The following is a 26,528-nucleotide window of genomic DNA, read 5'->3' as shown; positions in this document are numbered from 1 at the left end:
CCGCAGGCGCGGCGTCAGTCCAGCAGGGCGCGGATGGCGGGGCTTGAAGGGCGCTCGCCGCCGCGGTCCACTTCCGCCAGCGTCGCCATCGCCATGGCGCGATAGGCGGGGAGCAGGCGCGGGCAATCCCGGTCGAGCGCCAGCAGATGCTGGCGGATCGTTCGCGCGTCGCCGCGCAGCAGCGGGCCGGACAGGGCGTCGAACCCCATGGCGAGCGTATTGTCCAGCGTGGCGCGGACCAGCGGCGCGAGCAAGCCGGCCGGGTCGCCGATCCCCGCGGCGGACAAAGCCTGGCCCGCGCCCGCGATCAGCGTCACCATATGGTTGGCGGCGTGCGAAAGGGCGGCATGATAGAGGGCGCGCTGCTCTTCCTCCACGACCTCCGAAACGCCGCCGAGCAGGGCAACGAGCGCCTGCGCCTGCGCCATGGCGGCGCTGTTCGACCCGGTGACCGCGAAGGCTGCGCCCTGCATGCGCGCCACTTCGGCGGCCGGATCGCCCGTGAAGGTCATGGCCGGGTGGATCGCGGCGGTCAGTGCCCCGGTCGCGCGTAGCGGGTCGAGCGGCGCCACGCCGCTGGCGCCGCTGACATGGACGATCAGGGGTGGCGGCGATGGGAGCGGCGTCTTTGCCAGGGAGAGCGCAACCGAAGCGATCGCGTCGTCGGAGATCGCAAGGATGATCAGGTCGCAGGATCGGATCAGATCCGCTTCGTCAGTCGCGACATGGCCGTCCACGCCGCCGGCGGCGTGCCCCGTCCGTTCGCGGTCCCGGCCCCAGAAGAGCAGAGGATGGGCGCTGTGTGGCGCGAGCGCACGACCCATGGCGCGCGCGACCCAGCCGCTGCCGATCATGCCGACGCGCCGATAGGAAAATTTGTTCATGCCGCGGCTATAGCGGGCAGCGCGCGCCGGCGCGACGTCAGATGATTGCCAGCACGCTGGTGAAGATGATGCGGACCAGGTCGGCCTGCCCGCCTGCCCCGGTCTTGGAATAGATTTTCTTCGAATAGTTGCGGGCGGTCTCGACGGTCAGCCCCAGGTCCTGCGCGGCTTCGGCGATGGAGCGACCCTGCGCCATCGCCCAGGCGAGCCGCGCCTCGCTGGGCAGCAGGCCGAAAAGATCGGTCAACTGCTCGCACCGGTCGTCCCGCGACCAGCGGTCGCCGCTCAGATACAGCATTGCCACTGGCTGAGACCCGGCCGACGGCCGACGGTCGGGCATGGGCGTCACGAACATGTCCATCCAGGGGTCCTGGCTGAGGCGGAAGGCGCGGGGGCGCGCATGGAAGTCATGCGCGAAGGCCTTCGCCAGCGCCGCCACATCCCGGTCGATGGCCGCGGACGCGAAGGTCAGCCGGTCATAGCGGCCATGACGCAGCAGCGACGTGCGACGGAGAATCTCCTGAACATTGGGCGACTGATCGACGATCCGGCAGCGTGCGTCGATGGTCAGCCACCCAAAGTTCAGCCGCCCCATCATTTCCGACGAGATGGACGCCTGGCGCCGTTCGCGTTCCAACGCCAGGAGGTTGTTGAGCGCGATCTTCAGATGCGGCCCCAGGCGGCTGAGCAGCGATCCCGCCGCCGCGCCCAAGTCCCGATCGCCAGCGATGGTCAGCCAGGCGTCTGTCGCGCTCGCGTCGGTCAGCCGCAGGCTGCGGATGTGACTGATCCCCTGCATCTCGAGCGCCGGTATGATCGTCGCATCATCCGCATCACGGATCAGTTCCGGCAAGGCATAGACTCGCCCTTCCCGCATGAGACCAGTCGCGTTCGGGGTGTCAACAAAGCGCTGCTGCAAAACAGGCGGCAGGATGCGACCGGAGAAGAGGTGCACGATCGGCCCCTGCTGCGGACGCAGCAGCAAGCTTGCGCCGGACGCGCCCGTGGCGTTCGCAAGCATGTCGAGAAACCGGCTCCACAAGGGCTGGTCCGACAAACCATCATGCAGCGCCGCCAGCAGGTCCGCCTCCCCGGTGTTCATCATCCGCATGGCTGTTTTCTGGCACACTCCCATATGGGAGGTCAACGGGCCGGTGTGACATGCAAGAGAGGCTCAGCCTGTCCTGGAGGAACCATGCTCGATACCAAGACCCTGACCCATTTGGAGCGACTCGAAGCCGAGAGCATCCACATTATGCGCGAAGTGGTGTCGGAGGCGGAAAAGCCGGTGATGCTTTATTCCGTGGGCAAGGACAGCGCCGTCATGCTGCACCTGGCGCGCAGAGCCTTCTACCCCTCGCCGCCACCCTTCCCGCTGCTGCATGTCGACACGACCTGGAAATTTCAGGCGATGTATGAACTGCGCGACCGGATGGCGCGCGAAAGCGGAATGGAGTTGCTGGTCTATCAGAATCCCGAGGCCAAGGAACGGGGCATCAATCCCTTCGACCATGGGCCGCTCCACACCGATATGTGGAAGACGGAAGGGTTGAAGCAGGCGCTCAACCTCTACGGGTTCGACGCGGCCTTTGGCGGCGCGCGGCGCGACGAGGAAAAGAGCCGCGCCAAGGAGCGCATCTTCTCCTTCCGCACAGCCTCGCATGGCTGGGACCCCAAGAACCAGCGGCCCGAGCTATGGAACCTCTACAATGCCCGCAAGAACAAGGGCGAGAGCATTCGCGTCTTCCCGATCAGCAACTGGACCGAACTCGACATCTGGCAGTACATCCATCTGAACAACGTGCCGATCGTGCCGCTCTATTTCGCCCAGCCGCGCCCCACGGTCGAGCGGGACGGCATGTTGCTGATGGTCGATGACGATCGGTTCCCGCTGCAGCCGGGCGAGGAACCGGTGATGCGATCGATCCGGTTCCGCACGCTGGGCTGCTACCCGCTGACCGGCGCAGTGGAAAGCGAAGCCCGGACGCTGCCCGAGGTGATCCAGGAGACGCTGCTGACCACCACGTCCGAGCGTCAGGGTCGCGCCATCGACAAGGATGCCGGCGGCGCGGGCATGGAGAAGAAGAAGCAGGAAGGCTATTTCTGACGAGATAGTCCGCTTCCGGCCGGGCCGAGCTTGCCGAAGCCCGGCCCTGGTCTTCAGGAATTATAGCCCCTTCGACACGGTCGGGGGGCAAAGGGTGAGAAACCAACATGTCCGACACCACCACCATGGACGAGCCCATCTACAAGACCGACGCCCTGATTGCGCAGGACATCGACCAGTATCTGAAGGTGCATGAGCACAAGACGATGCTGCGCTTCATCACCTGCGGATCGGTGGACGATGGCAAATCGACGCTGATCGGCCGCCTGCTCTACGACAGCAAGATGATCTTCGAGGATCAGCTGGAGGCGCTACAGTCGGATTCGCGCAAGGTGGGCACGCAGGGGCAGGAGATCGACTTCGCCCTGCTGGTCGACGGGCTTGCCGCCGAACGCGAACAGGGCATCACGATCGATGTCGCCTATCGCTTCTTCGCGACCGAAAAGCGCAAGTTCATCGTCGCCGACACGCCCGGCCATGAACAATATACGCGCAACATGGTGACCGGCGCATCGACCGCCGACCTGGCCGTGATCCTGATCGACGCGCGCAAGGGCGTGCTGACCCAGACGCGCCGGCACAGCTATCTGGCGCATCTGATCGGCATCCGGAACATCGTATTGGCCGTCAACAAGATGGACTTGGTCGGCTATGACCAGTCGGTGTTCGACGCCATCGTCAAGGACTATACGGAATTTGCGACTTCGATCGGCATCAGCGCTTTCACCGCCATGCCGATTTCAGGGTTCAAGGGCGACAATATCACCGCCGCGTCGGCCAATACGCCCTGGTATAGCGGACCCAGCCTGATCGAGCATTTGGAGACGGTCGAAGTCAACAGCGCGACTGACGCGGACAAGCCGTTCCGCATGCCGGTGCAATGGGTCAATCGCCCCAATCTCGACTTCCGCGGCTTTTCCGGGCTGATCGCCACCGGCAGCGTAAAGCCGGGCGATGCGGTGCGCGTATTGCCGTCGGGCAAGACCAGCAAGGTCACGCAGATCGTTACGCTGGATGGCGATCTGGAACAGGCGGTCGCCGGTCAGTCGGTAACGCTGTGCTTCGCCGACGAGATTGACTGTTCGCGCGGTGACGTGATCGCGCTGGCGGACAATCCGCCCCAGGCGGCCGACCAGTTTGAAGCGACAATCGTGTGGATGGCGGACGAGGAAATGCTGCCGGGCCGCGCCTATTGGCTCAAGATCGGCACGCAGACCGTGACGGCCACGATCCAGCAGCCCAAATATCAAGTCAACGTCAACACGATGGAGCATCTGGCAGCCAAGACGTTGGAACTCAACGCCATCGGCGTCGCCAACCTGTCGACCGACAGGCAGATCGTGTTCGAACCCTATGCCAACAATCGAACGCTCGGCGGCTTCATCCTGATCGACAAGATCAGCAACGCCACCGTTGCCGCGGGCATGCTGCATTTCAGCCTGCGACGCGCGCAGAATGTCCATTGGCAGGCGACCGACGTCAGCCGCGATTTTCACGCTCGGCTAAAGAACCAGAAGCCCGCCGTGCTGTGGTTCACCGGGCTTTCGGGCGCGGGCAAGTCGACCATCGCCAATCTGGTCGAGAAGAAGCTGGCGCGGATGAACCGCCACACCTTCCTGCTCGACGGCGACAATGTCCGCCATGGCCTCAACAAGGATCTGGGCTTCACCGACGCCGACCGGGTGGAGAATATCCGCCGCGTAGGCGAGGTCGCCAAGCTGATGACCGATGCGGGCTTGATCGTCATCACCGCGTTCATCTCGCCCTTCCGCTCTGAACGCGACATGGTGCGACAGATGATGCAGCCGGGAGAGTTCATCGAGGTGCATATCGACACGCCGCTGGCCGAAGCCGAGGCGCGCGACGTCAAGGGCCTTTACAAGAAGGCGCGGTCGGGCGAGCTCAAGAATTTCACCGGCATCGACAGCCCCTATGAGCCGCCGCAGGATCCGGAAATGCGGATCGACACAACCGTCATGACCGCCGAGGAGGCGGCTGACGCAATCGTTGCGAGACTGATCCCGTGAGCGGCATTGTCGATCCTAAGGCGATGAGCGATGCCGATCTGGCGGCGCATCTGGCCGAAGTGGCTGGCCGCATCCTGGTGGAGGTTCGATCGTCCGGGCTGTTCAGCCCCAAGGCGCTAGGCAGGGCCGGCGATCAGACCGCCAACCAGTTTCTGTGCCACGCCTTGCGCGAGGCGCGGCCCGACGACGGGCTGCTGTCCGAAGAAGAAAAGGACAATGCGGCGCGGATCGAAAAGGAGCGGGTGTGGATCGTCGACCCGGTCGACGGGACGCGGGAATATGGCGAGGCGCGGGCCGACTGGGCGGTGCATGTCGGCATGGCGGTGAACGGCGCGCCGGCGATCGGCGCCGTGGCGCTGCCGGGGCTGGACCTGACGGGCACGGGCGGTGGCACCGTGCTGCGATCCGACCAGCCTCGTCCGCTGCCGCCTGCGCCTGAAAGATTGCGCATGGTCGTCAGTCGCACCCGTCCCGCTGCCGAGGCGGTGGCGGTGGCGGACGCACTGGATGCGGAACTGGTGCCGATGGGCAGCGCCGGCGCCAAGGCGATGGCGGTGATCCTGGGGCAGGCCGACATCTACCTGCACAGCGGCGGCCAATATGAATGGGACAGCATGGCGCCGGCGGCGGTCGCGCTGGCGCATGGTCTTCATGCCAGCCGCATCGATGGTAGCCCGCTGGTCTATAATCAGCGGGACGTCTACCTGCCGGACCTGCTGATCTGCCGCAAGGAGCATGCGGACAAGGTGCTGGGGTTGATCGCGGGCCTGGAGCCAGCGAACGCCTGACGCGCCTTGCCCGGATCAGGCCGTCAGGCGATGATCTGCGAGAAGAGCATGTAGAGAAAGCCCGCCAGCGCGATCGAAACCGGCAGGGTCAACACCCAGGCTATGGCGAGATTGCGGATGGTGCTCATCTGCAGTCCGGAGCGGTTGGCGGCCATCGTGCCGGCCACGCCGGACGAGAGGACATGGGTGGTCGATACCGGCAGCCCCAGATGGTCCGCGCCCAGGATCGTACCCATGGCCACCAGTTCGGCCGATGCGCCTTGCGCATAAGTGAGGTGCGACTTGCCGATCTTTTCGCCGACCGTCACGACGATGCGCTTCCAGCCGATCATCGTGCCGAGACCAAGCGCGAAGGCGACGGCGACTTTCACCCAGGTGGGGATGAAGCGCGTGCCGGCATCCAGCGACCCGCGATAGGTCGCCAGCGTTGCGTTGGCCGCGTCGGACAGGCCGGCGCGCTCGTCCTTGCCCAGGCGCTTGATGGCTTCGGCCGACAGATACATGTCATTGCGGATATTGCTGACGGCGGCCGCCGGCACTTTGGCGAGCGATCCATATTCACTGACCTGACGGTCGACGTCGCGGATCAGCACGGAAAGCGCGGGCAACGTCGCGTTCGACAATTGACGGTCGGCGATATAGCGCGTGATTTCGCGGCGACCGAGCACCGGGTCCGCCCCGACCATCGGTGGCACGCCCAGAGCCGCGGCCGCAGCGAGGGAGTTCTGGTGGAACTCGATCGTATAGCGTTCGGGAACGGCGCGATTGAGGGCGTAGGCGGTAGGCACGGTGCCGATCAGGATCAGCATGATGAGGCCCATCCCCTTCTGCCCGTCGTTGGACCCATGGGCGAAGCTGACGCCAGTGCAGGTGAAGATCAGCAGCGCGCGGATCCAGGGCGGCGGGGGCACGCCATCCTTGGGCTCGCGATACAGCTCTTCCTTGCGGATGAGGATCTTCATCGCGAGGAACAGCAAGGCGGCCAGGCCGAATCCGACCAAAGGCGAGAACAGCAGCGCCTGGCCGATCTCGGTCGCCTTGCTCCAATCGACGCCGGCCGTGCCGCTCTTGCCATGCATCATCGCATTGGCGACGCCCACGCCGATGATCGATCCGATCAACGTATGGGAGCTGGAGGAGGGAATGCCGAACCACCAGGTGACGAGATTCCACAGGATCGCCGCGATCAGCAGCGCGAATACCATGGCGAAACCGGCGCTGGACCCGACCTGCAGGATGAGTTCGACCGGCAGCAGCGAGACTATGCCGAAGGCGACCGCGCCGGTCGAGAGCAGCACGCCCAGGAAATTGAAGAAGCCCGACCAGACGACCGCCACATTGGCCGGCATGGCGTTGGTGTAGATGACCGTCGCCACCGCATTGGCGGTGTCATGAAAACCGTTCACGAATTCAAAGCCCAACGCAATGAGCAGCGCCACGAACAGCAGGATGAAGGGCAGATAGGTGGTCGGCTCCACCCCCGCCGCGCTGGCATCGGCATAGATGCTGTAGGCGACATAGAGCAGGGCGACGACGATCGCCGCGACGAATCCGATCGTTCCGACCAGACCCAGCCCCTTGTCGAGGTCAGGTCTGCCGGCGTCGCCGTTCATGGCGATCGTTGCACTCATTCGATTCGTCCCCTTCGCCCGGTCGGAATTGTGACCAAATTCTGGCTAAGCCGCGACGATGACATTCAGGTTGCAGTGAGCAGGCTCAGGGGTCCACCGACAGCGCATGGATCGGCAACAGGGCCGCGCCCAGGGTGATCGGCGATCCGCGCAGTGCGGAGACGCGCACGGGGGGGCGGCGCTGAAAGACGGTGGTGACGAGGTCCGCGCTATGCAGCCTGTCCGCCAGCCCCCGAAGGATGACCGGCGGCAAGGTGCCGGCGAGCATGATCGCGCCCGGGTCCAGCCAGGCGAAGGCGGTATTGCAGACCGTTTCCAGCTGATGCGCCGCACGGTCGAGCCAGCGCAGGATCGTCGGCGTCTGCGCAGGATCGGCGAAATCAATGTCGGCAAGCGAGGTAAGGTCGCATCCGTCCGCGCGCAGCGTCGCCAGCAGATCGAGCGGGCTTGGCCGCGGCAGATGACCGGGAAAGAGGCAGCCAATCTCTCCCGCGACGCCATATTGACCGCGCACCAGCCGCCCGTCGGTGATGACGCCGGCGCCGATGCCGAAGCCCAGCAGCAGGACGACGAGCGTGGAAAAATCGCGGATCAGACCGCCCAGGTAGAATTCGGCGATGGCAGCCGCATTGGCGTCATTTTCGATCCAGAGCGGCCAGCCCATCTCGGTCGAGAAAATGTCACGCAAGGGCGCGTCGCGCCAGCCGGGCAGCACATCCACCACGCTCCAGCGGTCGCCCGCGGCGGAGAGCGACGGGCCGGGAACCGCGATGCCGATGCCGAGCATGCGTCGCCCCAGCAACCCGTGACGATCGACCAGCATGTGGGTCAATTGCCGCACGCGGCGCGCGAAGGCCTGCGGATCGAGGGGATCGGTCGCTTCATGATGGGCGGCGATGGTCGTGCCGGTAAAATCCACCAGCGCGACATCCAGCATGCCCCTGTGTGCCGTCGCACCCAGCGCATAGCCGCCGCCGGCCGCGAGTCGCAGCGGCACCGCCGGACGACCGCGCCCTTGCGCGCCATTGTCGGGCACTTCCTCTATCAGGCCCAGCGAAAGCAAGTCGCGCGACAGCCGAGTGAGCGCCGTTGCGCTCATTTCCAGTTCGATCGCAAGCGCCGAGCGCGACAGCGATCCCAAGCGGCGCAGCGCCTGAAGAATGCGGCGCTGGTCCTTGTCCAGCGAGGGAAATTGCATGGCAGATCACCTGTCGGCTTCGACCAAGCCGCGTCCTGGATTCTTTTATTTATTTTCACAACAATAATTAAAAACGTCATAGTGCGCGACCAGAGGCGCTCCCAACCAAGCCACTGGGGGTCTCTCACCATGATCAAATCGATTCTCGTCACCGGCACGGCGCTCGCCGCGCTTTGCTTCGTTGCTTCCGCGCCCGGTTACGCCCAAGAAGCGGACCCGGCGCCGGCCGCCGACGCCACCGGCGATGCGCCCAGCGACATCATCGTCACCGGATCGACTCGCGCGCAGCGCCGCTTCGACGTGTCCTATGCGATCAACACCGTGTCGCAGGAAGATGTCGAGAAGATCGCGCCGGTAAACTTTGCCGACCTGATCGGCCAGCTTCCCGGATTCCAGACGGAAATCACCGGGGGCGAGGTGCAAAATATCTATCGCATCCGCGGCCTGCCCAATGATGGTGGGTTCGTGAGCTTCCAGCAGGACGGGCTGCCGCTGTTCCATGAAAATGACGGGGTCTTTTTTCGTGGCGATGCGATCCTGAAGCAGGACCTGATGACCGATCGCGTCGAAGTGGTGCGCGGCGGTCCCGCGCCCGTCTATGCAAGCTATTCCGGCGCGATCATCAACGCCATCACCGTGACCGGCAACGACGATCCGCGCGGCAAGGCGCAGGTGACGCTGGGCGATACCGGCCTCTTCCGCCTCGACGCCTATCAGGCCGGCCCGATCAGCAAGGACACCTATTATGCGGTGGGCGGCTTCCTGCGCTATCATGACGGCTATCGCGACAATGGCTTCCCCAATGACAAGGGCGGCCAGATCCGCGCGAACATCAAGCATGTCACCGACAATGGGTTCATCAAGCTGAACCTAAACTATGTCAACGATCACAATGTCTTCTACCTGCCGATCCCGATCGCCGACCCGCGCGATCCCAGCCGTTCGCTCGATCCCTATATCGACTATTTCGAAGGGACGATGAACTCGCCGGCCTTCCGCAACGTCAATCTCAAATATCGCGACGGCAACGGCCAGATCCAGAGCCGCAACAGCGACCTGTCCGATGGCCGCCATATGCAGATGGTCAATTTCGGCGCGCAATATGAAGGGGATTTTGACGGCTGGCTCGTCTCCGCCAAAGCCGGCTACACCCAGGGCAAGCTGGATTTCACTGCCTTCTATTCCACCACCAACCCGGCTGACGCGAATGCGTTCGCCGCCGGCTACCTGACCCGCGCAAGCGCCGCTTTCGGCCCGGTCGACAGCTTCGGCTATGTGCTTGCCGGCACGAACACCGCCTATGATCCCTCTGCCAAGTCGGGGCTGGTCATGCAGGGCCAGTATCGCGACATTCATTCGAAATTCTATTCGGCCCAGGCCAATCTGTCGGTCGCGCGCAAATTCGACACCGGCATCGGCAGCCATGACATCAAGCTGGGCCTTTATGGCAGCCTCTATGGCGAAGACAGCCGGACGCTGTATCAGAATTACCTGATCGAGGTCGCCGGACAGCCGCAGACGCTGGATCTGGTCGCCTATGACGCCACCGGCGCGGAAATCGGCCGCGTCACCGACAATGGCGTGCTCAACTATGCCGCGACGCTGAACCAGGGCGACAGCGACGCCAAGATGTTCGCCATCTACGCCAACGACACCTGGGAGATCGTGGCCGGCCTGCGCATCGATGGCGGCGTTCGCCATGAACGCTACAGCTACAAGGGCTGGGCGGCGCTGACCGAACAAGCGAACCTGGGCGACGGAACGACGCTGGCGGATGACACCACCCGCGCCTTCACCGGCGTCATCCTGAACCAGAAGCGCAAGACCGACGTCACCAACTGGACGATCGGGGCCAATTATGATTTCAGCCGCAACATCGGGATCTATGGCCGCGCGTCGCATCTGGAAACGCCGCCCAATGTGCAGACGGTGATGAGCATCAACCCGACGATCATCACCACGGTCGCGGATCAATATGAAGCAGGTCTCAAGCTCGCTTTTGGCCGATCCTACCTCTACATCACTGGTTTCTACACCAATTTTGATCCGCTGAACGCGTCCTTCCTGGCCTATGACCCGACCACCGGCCGCAATGATGTCAACGTGCCCTTCATCGGCGAAGCGCAGGTCAAAGGCGTCGAGTTCGACGGCAGCCTGGCGGTGACGCCCTGGTTCACGCTGAACGGCGCCCTGACGATCAGCGACCCCAAATACAAGAATTTCGAAAGCGCGACCGGGGCCGATCCGGAGCAGGCAGAAGGCAACCAGATCGTTCGCCAGCCCAAGATCTATGGCAATATCCGTCCGAGCTTCGACTTCCAGACCGGAGAGACGGACGTGTCGGTCTATGGCCGCTACACCTATATGGGCAAGCGCTATGTCGACCTCTACAACAACACCGCTTTGCCCTCCTATGGCACGGTGGGCGCGGGGGTCACCGCGCGGCGAGGCAGCTGGCAGCTGCAGATCGTGGGCGACAATCTGTTCAATGCCCATGGCCTGACCGAAGGCAATACCCGCACCGATTCCCTGGCGGGCCAGGGCAGTTCGGAGGCGATCTACGGCCGTCCGATCTTCGGTCGCAACTTCCGCCTCGTCGTCAGCAAGTCCTGGTGATGGTGCGCAGCATATTGCACATGGCCGTGCCGATTGTGACGATGGCGATGATCGCGACGGCGACTGTCCCGGCTGAAGCCGGGGCAGTGCGCGACCAGCTTGTGGCGCAGCTGTCGCAGCGGCTTTTCCCCCTGTTCGATGCGGTCGGCGAGGATGCCCGTCACATGCGCACCCTGCGCGCCGACCCGGCGCTGTCTGTTGCGCTCCAGGCGCGGGAGGCGCGCCGCGCCGCCTGCGCGGACGCGCCCCTCTGCATCGCCCATGCCATGCTCTGGACAGCGGAAGAGGCCGAGGCGCTGACGCGAGCAGCCGCCACGCTGGACGACGTGGCAGCGCCGGACGATGGATTGGCCGCCCAGGCCGGCCGGGAAGTGGCAGGGATCAACGCCATCGTGCGCAGCTATGGACTGGGCGACGTGCCCCCTTATCCCGACATCGACGGAGCGGGCGCGATCGACCCGCGCGAACGGGAGGCGCGGCTGCGGGCGGCGCAATGGCTGGCGCCGCTGCCGCGCGCCGGATCGGTACAGGCGATGGATCCGAGCTTCGACTATGCGCTGGCGCTGCTCGATGGCAGCGACCGGACCGATGCGGTGGGCTATGAGCCGCGCGATGGCGGCGCCAACAGGGCCGCGATGGAGCGGGCGCGCGCGATCGACTGGAGCCGCTATCGCTACAGCGCGATGATCGTCACCGGCATCGGTCCGGAGGTCGAAGGCATGGCGCTGAGCCCCGTCGGCAAATATCATCTGCGCCTGGCAGCCGACCGGTTCGCCAGGGGAGAGGCGCCGTTCATCATCCTGAGTGGCGGGCGCGCCCATCCGCGCGCCACCCCCTTCGCCGAAGCGGCGGAGATGCGCAAGGCGCTGATCGACCGCTATGGCATACCGGCCGAAGCGATCGTCATCGAGCCCTATGCCCGTCACACCACCACCAACTTGCGCAACGCCGCGCGCTTGTTGATGATGATGCGCGCGCCGATGAACAAGGATGCACTGATCGTCTGCAACCCCAGTCAAAGCGCGGCGATCGAAAGCGGTGACTTCGTGCGGCGCAATACGCGGGAACTGGGTTATCAGCCAGGCACGATAGGCGCTCGGCTGTCGCCCACCGAATTGCTGTTCCGCCCCCTGCCCCAATCGAACCGGGTCGACCCGCGCGATCCGCTCGACCCCTGAGGAGCCCGCCCATGCATATCCTGCCCCTCGCACTCATCGCGCTGTCCGGCGTGGCGATGATGCTGCCCCAGTCCGCCGGCGCTTGGGGCGGGACCGCGCATGCGGTGATCGACCGCGCCGCGATCGAGGCGATTCCCGACGATGGCCCGGTGTTCCTGCGCCGCCATGCCGCCTATATCGCCGCTTCCGCTTCGCTGCCCGACAGCTGGCGCGGTGCGTCGGAGAATTTTTCCAAGATCGAGGAAGATCCCAATCATGGCTGGTTCCGCGAGCAGTTCGCCTTCGTCCGGCCGATCCCGCGTTCTCGCTATGAATTCATCCTGGCGCTCTACAAACATCATGAGCAGATCAAGGACAGTGACCCGGCGACGGCGGCGCGCACCAATGTGCGATGGACCGGCACCCTGCCCTATGCCGCGATCGAGGCCTATGACCGGATGGTCGTGTGCATGCGTCAGATCCGCAAGGCGCAGGCGGAAGGCGTCAGCGCCGCTTTTCCCGAGCAGCATTGCGCCTTTCAGGCGATCCGCCTGGGCCATTATATCGGCGATGGCGGGCAGCCGCTGCATGACTCGATCCATTCCGACGGCTGGATCGGCGACAATCCCCAAGGTTATACGCGTGATCGCAGCATCCATGGCCGTTTTGAAAGCCAGTTCGTCGACGGCATGGGCCTGAGCGTGGCCGACATCGCGCCCCGGATCGGCGCACCGGGGCACCGCAGCGGCGACATGTTCGATGCGGTGCTCGCTTATCTCGACGAAGCGGGCGATCAGGTGGAGACGGTCTACAAGCTGGAAAAGCGGAACGGATTCGCCGATTTCGCCGACCCCGACGTGCGCGCCCTGATCTATGAACGGACAGCGGCGGCGGCGACAATGCTGCGTGACATGGTCTGTCGCGCCTGGGCGGAAAGCGCCTCCCCGCCAACCGAGGTGAAGCCGGGTCCGCTCGATTTCGATAATCCACACTTCAATCCCGAAACCGGCTCCGCGCCCGATTGAGCGCGGCGCCGCGCGAGAGCGACAAGCAGACGGGCGTGCCGGCCATGATCAAGATCGAAGCGCCGCAGCAGACCCATGGCGGCGAGTGATCCGGCCAGCGGCACGCCCAAACCAAGCGCCAGCATCCCGGCCTGCACCGTTTCGCCCTGCGCTGTTGCGGGTGCATAGCCGAGCGCGCCCAAAGTCCAGCCGATCAAGGCCGTGGAAGCCGCACCGCTCGCCTTCACGACGACGAGATAATAAGCGAACAGTCCCGTTTCGAAGCGCCGCCCGCTGCGCCATTCGACCACATCGACCGCATCGGCAAGCAGCCCCCACGGGAGCATGAAGACGCTGGCGAAGCCGAAGCCGATCAAGGCCGCGCAGGCGATGAGCGCGGGGGGAGAGGCGAGGCAGAGCGCGAACAAGATGAGCCCGGCGGCGCTCACGCCATGCCCTGCCGCCAGCAGGAGGCTCTTGCTGAACCTGTGCGTCAATGCGGTCCAGCCGATAACGCCGGCAAACTGCCCCGCGGTCACCGCCAGCAACAGCGTCGGCACCAGATCGGGCCGATGCACGACATAGCTTCCGATATATAGCAGCATCCGCCCGAAGCTGGGCGCGGCAAAGCCGGTCAGCATGGCGAGCAGCCCCATGCCCAGCACCATCGGGTCGCGCAACGGCACCGATATGCCATCGCTTGCAGCCGATACGTCGCGCCGCCCGCCGCTGGACGCGAGGGCGCATGCCATCATGGTAAGCACGAACAGCGCCGCCGCGGCGCCCCCCATCAACGCCAGCCGATCGAAGGCCTGCGCGCGGCCCGCCTGCTGGACCAGTGGCGTCAGGATCGTCGCGATGGCAAGCGCCGCGGTGGTACTGAACAGCAGCCGATAGCCAGACACCCTGCCCCGCGCGCGGCTGTCGCCCGCCACTTGCGCCATCAGCGCATTGTGCGGCACGTCGATCACCGCATAGGCGCCGCGGAAAATCAGCAGCGCGGCGGCCAAGGGCCAAAGCTGACGCGCGCCCAAGGCCGGCATGGCGTAGAGCAGCGCGAAGGCGAGAGCGCAGGGCGTCGCCGCGGCGACCACCAGCCAGCGATAGCCCCTGCCCGCCCGCCGCAACCGGATGACCAGCCGCGCCGCCACCAGATCGAACAGAAGATCGCCGCACAAGGCGACCAGCATCATCAGCCCGGCGGTCGTTGCGCCAAGTCCTAGCACGTCGATGAGCAGGAACAGGATGGTGAGGTCCGCGCCGGAGAAGAGCAGCGCCTTGCCGAAATTGCCCGAGGAATAGGCGAGCATCCGTGCCTCGACTGCCATGTTCGACAAGGAAGGTCTCATCAGGGTCTGAGTGAAGGACGCCAGCGGTGCTGGCTCGCCTGTGCCGCCGCCTAGGCGCGCATTCTTTCAGTTTCGCGACAGCAGCGCTTCACCGTCAGCGGCAGAGCGAAGCCGTCATCCGTTCGTGCTGCGCCGGACGACCAGGCGGGCGGGCAGCATGGTGGGCGGAAGGGCGCGCCCTTCCACCTGCGCCAGCACCGTTTCCACGAGCAGCTCCCCGGCGCCCTTCATATCCTGCATGATGGTCGTGAGCGGCGGGCTGGTCAGGCTGGCGGCTGGGATGTCATCAAAGCCGACGATCGCCACATCCTTCGGGATGCTCATCCCCATTTCGGCCAGAGCGCGCATTGCGCCGATGGCGATCAGGTCGCTGGCCGCGAAGATCGCGTCGAAGGAGACATCCCGCTCCATCAGCGTTCGCGCGGCCGCTTGGCCTGCATCCTCGGCCGTCAGGGCATCGACCTGCAACAAGGGATCGGGCGTGATGCCCTGCGCCTGAAGGGCGGCGCACAGGCCTTGGTAGCGATCCGCAAATTCGGGATAATGTTCATCGGCATGGCCCAGAAAGGCGATGCGACGCCGGCCGAGCGCCAGCAGATGATCGCCGGCGAGCCGCCCCGCGCCGACATTGTCGGACCCCACGGTAGACCCGATATTGTCGTCGCCGACCGATCCCCAGCGCACGAAATGGGTGCCATGGCCGACCAGCTGCTCCAGCCGCTGCTTGTAGAGTGTATAGTCGCCATAGCCCAGGAGGATCAGCCCGTCGGCGCGATGGCTATCCTGGTAACGAACATGCCAGTCATCCTCCATCTTCTGGAAGGAGATCAGCAGGTCGAGACCATGGGCGGCGCATTGGCGGGTAATCGATCCCAGCATCGCCAGGAAGAAGGGGTTGATGTTGGATTCATCGGGCGTCGGATCTTCGAAAAAGAGCAGCGCAATGGTGTTGGAGCGCTGCGAGCGGAGCGAGGAGGCGTTCTTGTCCACCGAATAGTTGAGCTCGCGCGCGATCGCTTCGATCCGCTGCCGGGTGGCGAGGCTGACAGAGCGCGATCCCCGCAGCGCACGGCTTACCGTGGGCTGCGACACGCCGGCCAGATAGGCGATGTCGAAGCTGGTCGGTTTGCTGCTCGGCTGCCGCCCCATCTGTGTCTCCTGCGCTTATCCCTTGGTAGAAGCCTCGGCAAAGCGGCGCAATTGCCTAGCTTCGCCCCGCCTGCCGCGTTGCATCGGGGCCACAGTGCCGTGCTTCCCGTGCTGGCTGCATATTATGCGTATACGTATGCCCTATGGCGGTGTCTGGCCCACGCGGCGTAGATGGACGCCACCGCGGGGAAGTGGCGCTACACGGGCACCAGCGCGGCCGACAAGGGTTTCGCGCCGGCTGCGACAGGGATCGCCGGCGGCAAGGGGAGAGGATAAAGTGGCCAATCATATCGACCGCGCCCAGTGGCTGGGCGCTTCCATGCTCGCGATCGTCGCGGCGGCGGGCGCTGCGCCCGCCATGGCGCAGGACAGCGCGCCGCAGGCCGAAAGCGCGCCGCAGGATGATCCTGCCAGCACGATCGTTGTCACCGGCTTTCGCGCCGCGCTGGAAAGTGCGGTCAATGTGAAGAAGAATGCGCAGACAATCGTTGAGTCGGTTTCGGCCGAGGATATCGGCAAGCTGCCCGACGCATCGATCGGCGAATCCATTGCCCGCCTGCCCGGCCTCACGTCGCAGCGTCTGTTCGGCCGCGCCAATTCGATCGCGATCCGCGGCGCCAGCGCCGACCTGTCCTCGACCACGCTCAATGGCCGGCCGCAGACATCGACCGGCGAACAGCGCAATGTCGAGTTCGACCAATATCCCGCCGAAGTCGTCAGCCGCGTGGATGTCTACAAGACGCCGCAGGCGAACCTCATCCATCAGGGGCTGGTCGGCACGGTCGATATCCGCACCATCCGCCCGCTCGATTATGGCAAGCAGCTGGTCGCCGTCGGCGCACGCGGCGTCTATGCCGACCTGGGCAAGGTCAACGCCGACAGCAAGGATATGGGCTATCGCCTGACCGGCACCTATGTCGACCAGTTTGCCGGCGACCGCATCGGCGTCGCCCTGTCGGTCGCCTATAGCGACGAACCCTACCAGTCCAAGGAGTTCGAAGCCTGGGGCTATGCCGACACCGCCGATGGCGAGAAGGTGATTGGCGGCGTCAAGCCGTTCGGCGTGTCCACCCAGCTCAAGCGCCTGGGCATCCAGGGCAGCGTGCAGGTGCAGGCGACCGACACGCTGATGCTGACGTTCGACGGCTTCTACGGCGACTTCAAGGACAAGCAGATCAAGCGCGGCGTGGAATTTCCGCTCTACTGGTCCAGCGCGACGCTGGTCCCCGGCAGCACGACAAGCGACGGCAATTTCATCGACAGCGGCACCTTCACCAATGTCGAAGCGGTGGTGAACAACCATGGCTATGAGCGCACGTCGCAGATATTCTCGGGCGGCTTCAACGCCAAATATAGCGGGGACGACGGCTGGTCGGCCAGTTTCGACTTTGGCTATTCGCGCACTGATCGCAGCGAGCTGTCGCTCGAAACCAATGCGGGCACCGGCTATGGCCCCGGGGTGGGTGCGACCGACACGCTGGATTTCGTCAGCACCCGCACCGGCACGCGCTTCACCAGCAGCCAGCTGGACTATAGCGATCCGGACCTCATGGTCCTGACCGATCCGCTGGGCTGGGGCGCGGGCGCGCCGCTCGGCCATCAGGAGGGCTATTATAACGACCGCATCATCGACGATGAGCTGAAAAGCTATCAGATCGAGTTCGGCAAGGAGGTCGACAGCGGCTTCCTGTCCAAGGTGACGGCGGGCCTAGGCTATACCGATCGCACCAAGTCCAAGACGCCCAACGAATATTTCCTGAACCTCGCCAATGGCGCGACATCGCTGGTGCTGCCGGAGCAATATCGGATGAGCGCCACGGATCTGGACATTATCGGCGTCGGGCCGATCCTGTCCTATGACCCCTTCCAGCTGCTGGAGGATGGCGTCTATGTGCTGACCGCCAACCCCAGCAAGGATGTGCCCGCCAAGGCCTATTCCGTCACCGAGCGCGTGATGTCCGCCTATCTGATGGCCGACATCAAGGCCGCGGTGGGCGCGGCCGAACTGACCGGCAATGTGGGCGTGCTGGCGCAAAATACCGAGCAGAAGTCGCGCGGCTTCCAGAACCTGGCGGCGGCGGACCTGGTGCCGACGACGCGCGGCGCGACCTATTGGGATGTCCTGCCCAGCGCCAACCTGTCGCTGCGCTTCCCGAGCGACTTCGTCATCCGCCTGTCGGGCGCGCGCGAAATCCAGCGTCCGCGCTTCGAGGATATGAAGGTCAGCCTGGATTATGGCTACAACACCAACAGCGGCACCATCACCGGCACCGGCGGCACCCCGACGCTGCGCCCCTATCGCGCCTGGGCCGCGGACCTCAATTTCGAGAAATATTTCGGCACCAAGGGCTATGTCGGCCTGCAGCTGTTCTACAAGAAGCTGCAAAGCTATGTCTATCGCGAGACGGTGCCGTTCGACTATACCGGCCTGCCCATCGTCCTGCCGCCGGGCGTCACCGACCTGCAAGGCACGATCACGCGGCCGGTGAACGGATCGGGCGGCAAGCTCTATGGGTTCGAAATCGCTGGCACCGTGCCTTTTGAAGTGATCACGTCCGCGCTGGAGGGCTTTGGCCTCACCGGTGGCGCAGGTTACACCAAGACAAGCATCCGGCCGGGCGTCGACGCAGCGGCGGAAGACCTGCCCGATTATTCGCGCTGGGTGGCGAACGGCACGCTGTTCTTCGAAAAATGGGGCTTTTCGGCGCGCGGATCGGTGCGTTACCGGTCCTCCTTCGTGGGCCAGTTCGTCGGCTTTGGCGGCGAGCGGGAATTGCGCCGCGCGCTGAGCGAGACGATCGTCGACGGGCAGATCGGCTATGATTTCCAGAAGGGCAGCGCGCTGGAAGGTCTGTCGCTCTTCCTGCAGGGCCAGAATCTGACCGATGAGCCCTTCGTGTCTGTCGACACCGGCGCATCGATCCAGATCCGCAACTATCAAAGCTATGGCCGCCGCTTCATGGCGGGCTTCAACTACCGCTTCTGATGTGTAGAGTTGGGCCGGCGGTGTCCTGCCGCCGGCCATTCACATGGGTCAAGCAGAGGGGTTTCCCGATGGGACGAACGGCCACGACCATTATCGTGACGGCCGCCGCCAGCCTTGCGGCCTTGAGCGCCGCGTCGGCCCGCGCGGACACGCTGTCGGAATTGCGCGCTCGCACGCCCGAGCAGGAGATCGTCTATTTCATCCTGCCCGACCGGTTCGCCAATGGCGATCCGCGCAACGACAAGGGCGGCCTGAAAGGCGGACGGCTCCAAACCGGCTATGACTCCGCCTCGCGCGGCTTCTACCATGGCGGCGATCTCAAGGGGCTAACTGCGAAGCTGGACTATATTCAGGGGCTCGGCGCCACCGCCATCTGGCTCGCGCCCATCTTCAAGAACAAGCCCGTGCAGGGCAGGCCCGGCCAGGAGAGCGCAGGCTATCATGGCTATTGGGTGACCGACTTCACGCAGGTCGACCCGCATTTCGGCACGGACGCGGACTTCCGGGCGCTGGTGGACGCCGCTCATGCGCGCGGCATGAAAGTCTATATGGACATCATCGCCAACCACACGGCTGACGTCATCCAGTATCGCGAGAGCCCCGCAAGCGCGGCCCCATATCGCTCCAAGGCCGACTATCCCTTTTCCCGCCGGGGCGGCGTCACCGGCGCGCCGATCAACGGCGGCTTTGCGGGCGATGACGACGCAAGCCCCGCCAACTGGGCGAAGCTGACCGATCCTGCTTTCGCCTACACGCCGGTCGTTCCCAATGGCGAGGAAAAGGTGAAGGTGCCCGCCTGGCTCAACGATTCCGTCTATTATCATAATCGCGGCGAGACCGATTGGCGCGGCGAGAGCGCGCAATATGGCGACTTTGTCGGGCTGGACGATCTGGCGACCGAAAATCCGCGCGTGGTGGATGGCTTCATCGCCATCTATCAGGGCTGGATCGACCGGTTCGGCATCGACGGCTATCGCATCGACACCGCCAAGCATGTGAACGCGCAATTCTGGCGCGCCTTCATCCCGGCTATCCGCAACCATGCGGCTGCGAAGGGCATCCCGAACTTCCACATTTTCGGGGAAGTCGCGACGGGCGACTATGATCCCGCTCTGCTGGCGAGCTGGACCCGCAACGCCGGTTTTCCGGCCGTGCTCGACTTCGCGTTCATGCGCGCAGCAGTAGACGCGGCCAGCGGCAAGAGCGGCACTGACATGCTCGCGCGCCTGACAGAGGACGATGTCCTGTATGAAGGCGGTAAGTCGGGGGCGTTGCAGCTGCCCACTTTCCTGGGCAATCATGACGCCGGACGCTTCGCCTTCTTCCTGCGCGAGGCGAAGCCGCAGATGGGCGGGGACGAAGAGCTGGCGCGGACGCTGCTCGGCCACGCGATGCTGCTGACCCTGCGCGGCGTGCCGACGCTTTATTATGGCGATGAGCAGGGCTTTGCCGGCACGGGCAACGACCAGCAGGCGCGGCAGGACATGTTCCCCTCACGAGTGGCGGAATATAATAGCGATCGGCTCGTCGGCACTAACGCAACAACGGCAGCCGACAATTTCGCCATCGATCATCCCGTCTATGCCGAAATCGCTCGGCTGGCCAAGTTGCGCCGCGCAACCCCGGCACTGTCGCGCGGCGCGACCAAGCTGCGCGCCAGTTCGGACAAGCCGGGTCTCTTCGCCGTCTCCCGCTTCGATCCCGACAACGGGCGCGAAGTGCTGATCGCCTTCAACACCAGCGACACGGCGCTGACAACTCAGGTCGCGGTCGATCCGGCCAGCCGGAACTTCGCCCCCTTGTCGGGCGATTGCCCCGCCATGGCTGCCGCGCCCGGCAGCCTGACCCTTACCCTGCCCGCCTTCGGCTATGCCGTCTGCGCCGCCCACCCCTGATCCCCGGATGACCGCATGATGCCTGACCCGATCCCGACCGATCTTCCCTGGTGGAAGGGCGCCGTCATCTACCAGATTTACCCGCGCAGCTTTCAGGACAGTAATGGCGACGGCATCGGCGATCTCGCCGGCATCACGCAGCGGCTGGAGCATGTCGCCAGGCTGGGCGCCGATGCGATCTGGATTTCGCCCTTCTTCACGTCCCCGATGCGCGATTTCGGCTATGACATTGCCGATTATTGCGGCGTCGATCCGATTTTCGGCACCATCGCCGATTTCGATGCGCTGGTGGCGCGGGCGCATGACTTGGGCCTCAAGGTCACGATAGACCAGGTCTATGCGCACACGTCCGATCTGCACGCCTGGTTTCAGGACAGCCGCGCGGGTCGGTCGAGCGAGAAGGCCGACTGGTATGTCTGGGCAGACCCCAAACCGGACGGCAGCCCCCCCAACAATTGGCAATCAGTGTTCGGCGGACCAGCCTGGACCTGGGACGCGCGGCGCGGCCAATATTATATGCACCAATTCCTCGTCAGCCAGCCGCAGCTCAATGTCCATCTGGATGCGGTGCAGGACGCGTTGCTCGGCGCGATGCGCTTCTGGCTCAACCGCGGCGTCGACGGCTTCCGCCTCGATGCGCTCAACCATTCCATGCATGACCCGCAATTGCGCGACAATCCGCCTGCCCCGGACGATGGCAAGCCGCGCACCCGCCCCTTCGACTTTCAGATCCGCCGCTACAACCAGTCGCACCCCGACGTGGTCGGCTTCGTCGAGCGCATCCGGGCGCTGTGCGACAACTATGGGGCCGTGTTCACCATGGCGGAAGTGGGCGGCGACCTCGCCGAAAAGGAGATGAAGGCCTACACGGCGGGGGACGCGCGCCTCAACAGCGCTTATGGCTTCAACTTCCTCTATGCTCCTGCGCTGACGCCAGCCCTGGTCAAGGACACGGTCGAGCGCTGGCCCGACGAGCCGGGCATGGGCTGGCCCAGCTGGGCGTTCGAAAATCATGACGCGCCGCGCGCGCTGTCACGCTGGTGCGCACCCGAGGATCGCCCGGCCTTCGCGCGGCTCAAGATGGCGCTGCTGATGGCTTTGCGCGGCAACCCCATCCTGTATCAGGGCGAGGAACTGGGCATCACCCAGGTCGATATTCCCTTCGAACGGCTGCAGGACCCCGAAGCGATCGCCAACTGGCCGCTCACCCTGTCGCGCGACGGCGCGCGCACGCCGCTGCCCTGGAGCGTCGGCGCGGCACAGGCGGGCTTTTCCAGCGTCGAGCCCTGGCTGCCGCATGGGGAGGATCATCTGGCGCTTGCGGTCGATGCGCAGGAGGCTGACCCCCAGTCGCTGCTCGCCTTCACCCGCGACCTGATTGCGCTGCGCAAGGGGCATCCGGCGCTGCGTCACGGCGCGCTGGACGTGCTGATCGCGGACGAGCAGCGGTTGATGTTCCGCCGGCGGACGCAGGACCAGTCGCTGCTCTGCCTGTTCAACCTGTCGAACCGGGTCGCGGAATGGCCGCTGGAGGCGGCCGGAGCCGACACCGTCATCTGCGCCGTCAATGGCGCCGCACCTGGCGTCTTGCCCGCTTATGGCGCGCTGCTGATCGAGGAATGAGGAGAAAGTCATGTTGACCCCCGCGTTGCGCGCCTGCGCGCTGACCCTGCCGCTCGCACTGATGACGCCGGCGATGGCGCAGGAGAGCAAGCCCGCCGTCACCGCCACGTCGCCCGACGGCAGCATGCTGCTGACTATCTCAACCGACAATGACAGCCGCCCGATCTGGTCGCTTTCGCGCAAGGGCAAGCTGCTGATCGCGCCATCGAAGCTCGGCTTCCTGCTGACCGACGGCCTCAACATGACGCGCGGCTTCTCAATCGTCGGGTCGGACAAGGCGAGCGGCAAGGAGAAATGGGAGCAGCCCTGGGGCGAACGTCGCTTCGTCACCGACCATCATAACGAACTGCTGGTCCGCTTCCGCCAGTCGGATGTGCAGGGCAATCGTCTGATGAACATCCGCTTTCGCCTGTTCGATGACGGCGTGGGCTTCCGCTACGAGCTGCCCGAACAGCCGGGGCTCAAGACGATGCGCATCGCCGATGAGACGACCGAGTTCGACATCGCGCCCGGAGGCACGGCCTGGTGGATTCCCGGCGGTGAGTGGAACCGTTATGAGCAGGTCTATCAGAAGACACCGATCGACGCTGTGTCGACCGCGCATACGCCGATCACCATGCGTCTTGATGACGGCACGCATGTGAGCTTCCATGAAGCCGCGCTGGTCGATTATGCCGGCTACTGGCTCAAGCGCGCGGATGGACGCAAGTTCCGTACGACCCTGGCGCCGTCTTCGCAGGCGGCGCGCGTGACGCGCGACCTCCCCTTCAACACGCCCTGGCGCACGCTACGCATCGCCGACGATGCCGCGGGCCTGGTGGAAAATGATCTGGAGCTGAACCTCAACGAGCCCAACGAGCTGGGCGACGTCAGCTGGTTCACGCCAGCCAAATATATCGGCATCTGGTGGGGCATGATCCGGGGTGACTGGTCCTGGGCGGAAGGCCCCAAACATGGAGCGACGACCGAACGGACGAAGCAATATATCGATTTCGCGGCGAAGCATGGCTTCCGCGGCGTCCTGGTCGAAGGCTGGGACAAGGGCTGGAACGGCGAATGGTTCGGCCATGGCGACGATTTCAGTTTCACCCAGTCGACGCCGGATTTCGACCTGCCGGGCTTGGCCGCCTATGCGCGAAAGAAGGGTGTCCGCCTGATCGGCCATCACGAAACCGGCGGCAATATCGCCAATTATGAGGCGCAGCTGGACGACGCGATGGCGCTTTATGGCCGGCTGGGCGTCGATGTGGTCAAGACCGGCTACGTCGCCGATGCCGGTGGGATCATCGCGCCGGGTGATGCGGCGGGACAGCGGCGGATGGAATGGCATGACGGTCAGCGCATGGCGCAGCATCATCTGAAAGTGGTGGAGACCGCCGCCCGCAACCATGTCGCGGTGAACGCGCATGAGCCGATCAAGGATACGGGCCTGCGCCGCACCTACCCCAACTGGGTCGGGCGGGAAGGCGCGCGCGGCATGGAATATAATGCCTGGGGCGCCTTCGCCAACGGACCGGACCATGAACCGACGCTGGTCTATACCCGCATGCTGTCGGGACCGATGGACTTCACCCCCGGGGTGCTGAGCCTGGAAGGCGCCAACCACGCGCCGCTCGCCTCCACCCTCGCCAAACAGTTGGGCCTCTATCTGGCGATCTATTCACCGATCCAGATGGCCGCCGATTTCATCGAGACGCTGGCGAAATATCCCAAGGAACTGGCGTTCATTCGCCAGGTGCCCGCCGACTGGGCGGAAAGCCACCTGATCGCGGGCGAGGTCGGCGACTATGCGATCTTCGCACGCAAGGACCGCAACAGCGCGGATTGGTATGTCGGCGGCGTCAATGACGCGACGGCCAGGACCGTATCGCTGACCTTCGATCAGCTGGAGCCGGGCAAGGCCTATAGCGCCACCATCTACAAGGACGGCGAAGGCGCAACCTATCTGACGGAGGCGCGCCACCGCATCGCCTATGAAACCCGCACGGTCCGAAAGGGTGACCGCTATGACCTGTGGCTGGCGCCGGGCGGTGGCGCCGCGATCCGCCTCACCCCGCAACGATGATGCGCATCCGGCCTTACAGGCCGGTCTCCCCCGCCGCCGGATCGGACTGCACGCCGGTCCGGCGGTATCCTGAAGGACGGCGCAGCGGATGCCAGCGCAAGAAAATGACAGCTCACGGGGGCAGAAGGAATAATTTGTTTCAATGCCTGACCTCAGCCTGTAGAGGAGCCGCCTCCATACGCTGAAGGACCCGAGTCATGCCTGCCTATCGTTCCCGCACCACCACTCACGGCCGCAACATGGCGGGCGCACGTGGCCTTTGGCGCGCGACGGGGATGAAGGACGAGGATTTCGGCAAGCCCATCATCGCTATCGCCAACAGCTTCACCCAGTTCGTGCCCGGCCACGTCCATCTGAAGGATCTGGGGCAGCTGGTCGCGCGCGAGATCGAGGCGGCCGGTGGCGTCGCCAAGGAATTCAACACTATCGCGGTTGATGACGGCATCGCCATGGGCCATGGCGGCATGCTCTATTCGCTGCCCAGCCGCGACCTCATCGCCGACAGCGTCGAATATATGGTCAACGCCCATTGCGCCGACGCGATCGTGTGCATCTCCAACTGCGACAAGATCACGCCCGGCATGCTGATGGCGGCGATGCGCCTCAACATCCCGGTCGTTTTCGTGTCCGGCGGGCCGATGGAAGCGGGCAAGGTCGTGCTGCGCGGCAAGACGCAGGCGCTCGATCTGGTCGACGCGATGGTCGTCGCCGCCGACGAAAGCTATACCGACGAGGAAGTGCAGACGATCGAGCGCTCCGCCTGCCCGACCTGCGGCAGCTGTTCGGGCATGTTCACGGCCAATTCGATGAATTGCCTGACCGAAGCGCTGGGCCTGTCGCTGCCCGGCAATGGTTCGACGCTCGCCACCCACGCCGACCGCGAGCGGCTGTTCCGCGAGGCCGGGCATCTGATCGTCGACATCACCAAGCGCTGGTATGAGCAGGACGACGCCAGCGTCCTGCCGCGCAGCATCGCCAATTTTGCCGCGTTCGAAAACGCCATGAGCCTCGACATCGCGATGGGCGGGTCGTCCAACACCGTCCTCCACCTGCTGGCCGCCGCTCATGAAGGCGGGGTCGATTTCACCATGGCGGATATCGACCGGCTGTCGCGCCGCGTGCCGTGCCTCTGCAAGGTCGCGCCCGCCAAGAACGACGTCCATATGGAGGATGTCCACCGCGCCGGCGGGATCATGGCGATCCTGGGCGAACTGGAGCGCGCGGGGCTGATCGACGCCAGCCTGCCAACGGTGCACAGCCGCACGATGGGCGATGCGCTCGCCCGCTGGGACATTGGCCGCACCAACAGCGAAGAAGTGCGCAACTTCTATCGCGCGGCCCCCGGCGGCGTGCCGACGCAGGTCGCCTTCAGCCAGGCCGCGCGCTGGGAGGAACTGGACAGCGACCGCGAGAAGGGCGTGATCCGCTCTGCCGAACATGCCTTTTCCAAAGATGGCGGCCTGGCCGTACTGTTCGGCAACCTCGCGCCCGAAGGCTGCATCGTGAAGACCGCGGGCGTGGACGAGAGCATCCTGGTCTTCCACGGAACGGCGCGCGTCTATGAGAGCCAGGACGCGGCGGTCGCCGGCATCCTGGGCAATGAAGTCAAGGCCGGCGATGTCGTCATCATCCGCTATGAAGGGCCCAAGGGTGGGCCCGGCATGCAGGAAATGCTCTATCCCACCAGTTACCTCAAGTCGAAGGGTCTGGGAAAAGCCTGCGCGCTCATCACGGACGGGCGTTTTTCTGGCGGAACGTCCGGCCTGTCGATCGGTCATGTCTCGCCCGAAGCCGCCGAAGGCGGGCTGATCGCGCTGGTCGAGACGGGTGACCCGATCGTGATCGACATCCCCGCCCGCATCATCAAGGTCGATCTGGACGACGCGATCCTGGCCGAGCGCCGCGCCGACATGGAAGCGCGGGGCGTCAAGGCGTGGAAGCCCTTCGGCCGCAAGCGCGCCGTGTCCCCGGCGTTGCGCGCCTATGCGGCGATGACGACCAACGCCGCCAAGGGGGCGGTGCGCGACGTCAGCCAGATCGAGCGCTGAG

Annotated in this window: 16 protein-coding genes and 1 pseudogene; 11 read left to right on the top strand and 6 right to left on the bottom strand. The window is 64.9% G+C overall.

All coding sequences use genetic code 11. The features are described 5' to 3' along the window. Nucleotides 1–14 precede the first annotated feature (14 nt). Together ACGGKE_RS17140 and ACGGKE_RS17135 are read right to left on the bottom strand one after the other, a co-directional pair. Nucleotides 15–884, bottom strand: coding sequence for a Rossmann-like and DUF2520 domain-containing protein (locus ACGGKE_RS17140; protein ID WP_394442605.1), 870 nt, complete (start codon nucleotides 882–884; stop codon nucleotides 15–17). A 37-nt stretch (nucleotides 885–921) separates the two neighbouring features. Continuing rightward, nucleotides 922–1,995 (bottom strand): helix-turn-helix transcriptional regulator, encoded by a 1,074-nt coding sequence (locus ACGGKE_RS17135; protein WP_394442602.1) that lies wholly within the window; start codon nucleotides 1,993–1,995, stop codon nucleotides 922–924. Between the two features lie 84 nt (nucleotides 1,996–2,079). Between ACGGKE_RS17135 and cysD the strand changes: the two genes are divergently transcribed. From cysD to ACGGKE_RS17120, 3 genes are all read left to right on the top strand, one after another. Further along, nucleotides 2,080–2,991 (top strand): sulfate adenylyltransferase subunit CysD, encoded by a 912-nt coding sequence (cysD, locus tag ACGGKE_RS17130; protein ID WP_394442599.1) that lies wholly within the window; start codon nucleotides 2,080–2,082, stop codon nucleotides 2,989–2,991. 107 nt (nucleotides 2,992–3,098) lie between these two features. After that, nucleotides 3,099–5,018, top strand: coding sequence for a sulfate adenylyltransferase subunit CysN (gene cysN / locus ACGGKE_RS17125; protein ID WP_394442596.1), 1,920 nt, complete (start codon nucleotides 3,099–3,101; stop codon nucleotides 5,016–5,018). A 23-nt stretch (nucleotides 5,019–5,041) separates the two neighbouring features. Further along, nucleotides 5,042–5,806, top strand: coding sequence for a 3'(2'),5'-bisphosphate nucleotidase CysQ (locus ACGGKE_RS17120; protein ID WP_394443094.1), 765 nt, complete (start codon nucleotides 5,042–5,044; stop codon nucleotides 5,804–5,806). Nucleotides 5,807–5,829: 23 nt separating this feature from the next. On the opposite strand, the gene ACGGKE_RS17115 is transcribed toward ACGGKE_RS17120, so the two are convergent. Both ACGGKE_RS17115 and ACGGKE_RS17110 read right to left on the bottom strand, forming a co-directional pair. After that, entirely contained in the window at nucleotides 5,830–7,437 is a 1,608-nt protein-coding gene (locus ACGGKE_RS17115) for an inorganic phosphate transporter (protein ID WP_394442593.1), read from the bottom strand. An 85-nt stretch (nucleotides 7,438–7,522) separates the two neighbouring features. Continuing rightward, nucleotides 7,523–8,635 carry an ROK family protein gene (locus ACGGKE_RS17110; protein WP_394442590.1) on the bottom strand — a complete coding sequence of 371 codons (1,113 nt, stop codon included), beginning with the start codon at nucleotides 8,633–8,635 and terminating at the stop codon, nucleotides 7,523–7,525. A gap of 129 nt (nucleotides 8,636–8,764) precedes the next feature. Between ACGGKE_RS17110 and ACGGKE_RS17105 the strand changes: the two genes are divergently transcribed. The 3 genes from ACGGKE_RS17105 to ACGGKE_RS17095 are packed head-to-tail and all read left to right on the top strand — an operon-like array spanning nucleotide 8,765 to nucleotide 13,433. Beyond that, the gene (locus ACGGKE_RS17105) at nucleotides 8,765–11,251 is read left to right on the top strand and encodes a TonB-dependent receptor (RefSeq protein WP_394442587.1); all 2,487 of its coding nucleotides are present in this window, start codon (nucleotides 8,765–8,767) and stop codon (nucleotides 11,249–11,251) included. 20 nt (nucleotides 11,252–11,271) lie between these two features. Beyond that, nucleotides 11,272–12,429, top strand: coding sequence for a YdcF family protein (locus ACGGKE_RS17100; RefSeq protein WP_394442584.1), 1,158 nt, complete (start codon nucleotides 11,272–11,274; stop codon nucleotides 12,427–12,429). Nucleotides 12,430–12,440: 11 nt separating this feature from the next. Next, complete coding sequence (locus tag ACGGKE_RS17095; protein WP_394442581.1) at nucleotides 12,441–13,433, top strand: nuclease; 993 nt, start codon at nucleotides 12,441–12,443, stop codon at nucleotides 13,431–13,433. 107 nt (nucleotides 13,434–13,540) lie between these two features. On the opposite strand, the pseudogene ACGGKE_RS17090 reads toward ACGGKE_RS17095, so the two are convergent. Then, nucleotides 13,541–14,722 (bottom strand): annotated as a pseudogene (locus tag ACGGKE_RS17090) (MFS transporter); the annotation flags it as partial. Between the two features lie 153 nt (nucleotides 14,723–14,875). Then, complete coding sequence (locus tag ACGGKE_RS17085) at nucleotides 14,876–15,910, bottom strand: LacI family DNA-binding transcriptional regulator (RefSeq protein WP_394442578.1); 1,035 nt, start codon at nucleotides 15,908–15,910, stop codon at nucleotides 14,876–14,878. Between the two features lie 319 nt (nucleotides 15,911–16,229). Here ACGGKE_RS17085 and ACGGKE_RS17080 point away from each other — a divergent pair, with 319 nt between their 5' ends. From ACGGKE_RS17080 to ilvD, 5 genes are all read left to right on the top strand, one after another. Then, nucleotides 16,230–18,896 carry a TonB-dependent receptor gene (locus ACGGKE_RS17080; protein ID WP_394443092.1) on the top strand — a complete coding sequence of 889 codons (2,667 nt, stop codon included), beginning with the start codon at nucleotides 16,230–16,232 and terminating at the stop codon, nucleotides 18,894–18,896. Nucleotides 18,897–18,964: 68 nt separating this feature from the next. Further along, the gene (locus tag ACGGKE_RS17075) at nucleotides 18,965–20,791 is read left to right on the top strand and encodes an alpha-amylase family glycosyl hydrolase (RefSeq protein ID WP_394442576.1); all 1,827 of its coding nucleotides are present in this window, start codon (nucleotides 18,965–18,967) and stop codon (nucleotides 20,789–20,791) included. Between the two features lie 15 nt (nucleotides 20,792–20,806). After that, the gene (locus tag ACGGKE_RS17070; RefSeq protein WP_394442573.1) at nucleotides 20,807–22,414 is read left to right on the top strand and encodes an alpha-amylase family glycosyl hydrolase; all 1,608 of its coding nucleotides are present in this window, start codon (nucleotides 20,807–20,809) and stop codon (nucleotides 22,412–22,414) included. A gap of 10 nt (nucleotides 22,415–22,424) precedes the next feature. Continuing rightward, a complete protein-coding gene (locus ACGGKE_RS17065; RefSeq protein WP_394442570.1) occupies nucleotides 22,425–24,479 on the top strand; it encodes a glycoside hydrolase family 97 protein in 2,055 nt (684 codons plus the stop codon). A 197-nt stretch (nucleotides 24,480–24,676) separates the two neighbouring features. Continuing rightward, complete coding sequence (ilvD, locus tag ACGGKE_RS17060; RefSeq protein WP_394442567.1) at nucleotides 24,677–26,527, top strand: dihydroxy-acid dehydratase; 1,851 nt, start codon at nucleotides 24,677–24,679, stop codon at nucleotides 26,525–26,527. Nucleotide 26,528: the final 1 nt, after the last annotated feature.

It is taken from the genome of Sphingobium naphthae (assembly GCF_043589935.1).
Taxonomy (GTDB): Bacteria; Pseudomonadota; Alphaproteobacteria; order Sphingomonadales; family Sphingomonadaceae; genus Sphingobium; species Sphingobium naphthae_A.
The sequence above is the reverse complement of the archived record's forward strand: the minus strand, read 5'-3'. Positions and strand labels throughout refer to the sequence as shown.

What these genes read in the sequence shown, in the direction of transcription:
- ACGGKE_RS17140 (WP_394442605.1), bottom strand. Translation starts at nt 884, where the DNA reads ATGAACAAATTTTCCTATCGGCGCGTCGGCATGATCGGCAGCGGCTGG.
- ACGGKE_RS17135 (WP_394442602.1), bottom strand. Translation starts at nt 1,995, where the DNA reads ATGCGGATGATGAACACCGGGGAGGCGGACCTGCTGGCGGCGCTGCAT.
- cysD (WP_394442599.1), top strand. Translation starts at nt 2,080, where the DNA reads ATGCTCGATACCAAGACCCTGACCCATTTGGAGCGACTCGAAGCCGAG.
- cysN (WP_394442596.1), top strand. Translation starts at nt 3,099, where the DNA reads ATGTCCGACACCACCACCATGGACGAGCCCATCTACAAGACCGACGCC.
- ACGGKE_RS17120 (WP_394443094.1), top strand. Translation starts at nt 5,042, where the DNA reads ATGAGCGATGCCGATCTGGCGGCGCATCTGGCCGAAGTGGCTGGCCGC.
- ACGGKE_RS17115 (WP_394442593.1), bottom strand. Translation starts at nt 7,437, where the DNA reads ATGAGTGCAACGATCGCCATGAACGGCGACGCCGGCAGACCTGACCTC.
- ACGGKE_RS17110 (WP_394442590.1), bottom strand. Translation starts at nt 8,635, where the DNA reads ATGCAATTTCCCTCGCTGGACAAGGACCAGCGCCGCATTCTTCAGGCG.
- ACGGKE_RS17105 (WP_394442587.1), top strand. Translation starts at nt 8,765, where the DNA reads ATGATCAAATCGATTCTCGTCACCGGCACGGCGCTCGCCGCGCTTTGC.
- ACGGKE_RS17100 (WP_394442584.1), top strand. Translation starts at nt 11,272, where the DNA reads ATGGCCGTGCCGATTGTGACGATGGCGATGATCGCGACGGCGACTGTC.
- ACGGKE_RS17095 (WP_394442581.1), top strand. Translation starts at nt 12,441, where the DNA reads ATGCATATCCTGCCCCTCGCACTCATCGCGCTGTCCGGCGTGGCGATG.
- ACGGKE_RS17085 (WP_394442578.1), bottom strand. Translation starts at nt 15,910, where the DNA reads ATGGGGCGGCAGCCGAGCAGCAAACCGACCAGCTTCGACATCGCCTAT.
- ACGGKE_RS17080 (WP_394443092.1), top strand. Translation starts at nt 16,230, where the DNA reads ATGCTCGCGATCGTCGCGGCGGCGGGCGCTGCGCCCGCCATGGCGCAG.
- ACGGKE_RS17075 (WP_394442576.1), top strand. Translation starts at nt 18,965, where the DNA reads ATGGGACGAACGGCCACGACCATTATCGTGACGGCCGCCGCCAGCCTT.
- ACGGKE_RS17070 (WP_394442573.1), top strand. Translation starts at nt 20,807, where the DNA reads ATGATGCCTGACCCGATCCCGACCGATCTTCCCTGGTGGAAGGGCGCC.
- ACGGKE_RS17065 (WP_394442570.1), top strand. Translation starts at nt 22,425, where the DNA reads ATGTTGACCCCCGCGTTGCGCGCCTGCGCGCTGACCCTGCCGCTCGCA.
- ilvD (WP_394442567.1), top strand. Translation starts at nt 24,677, where the DNA reads ATGCCTGCCTATCGTTCCCGCACCACCACTCACGGCCGCAACATGGCG.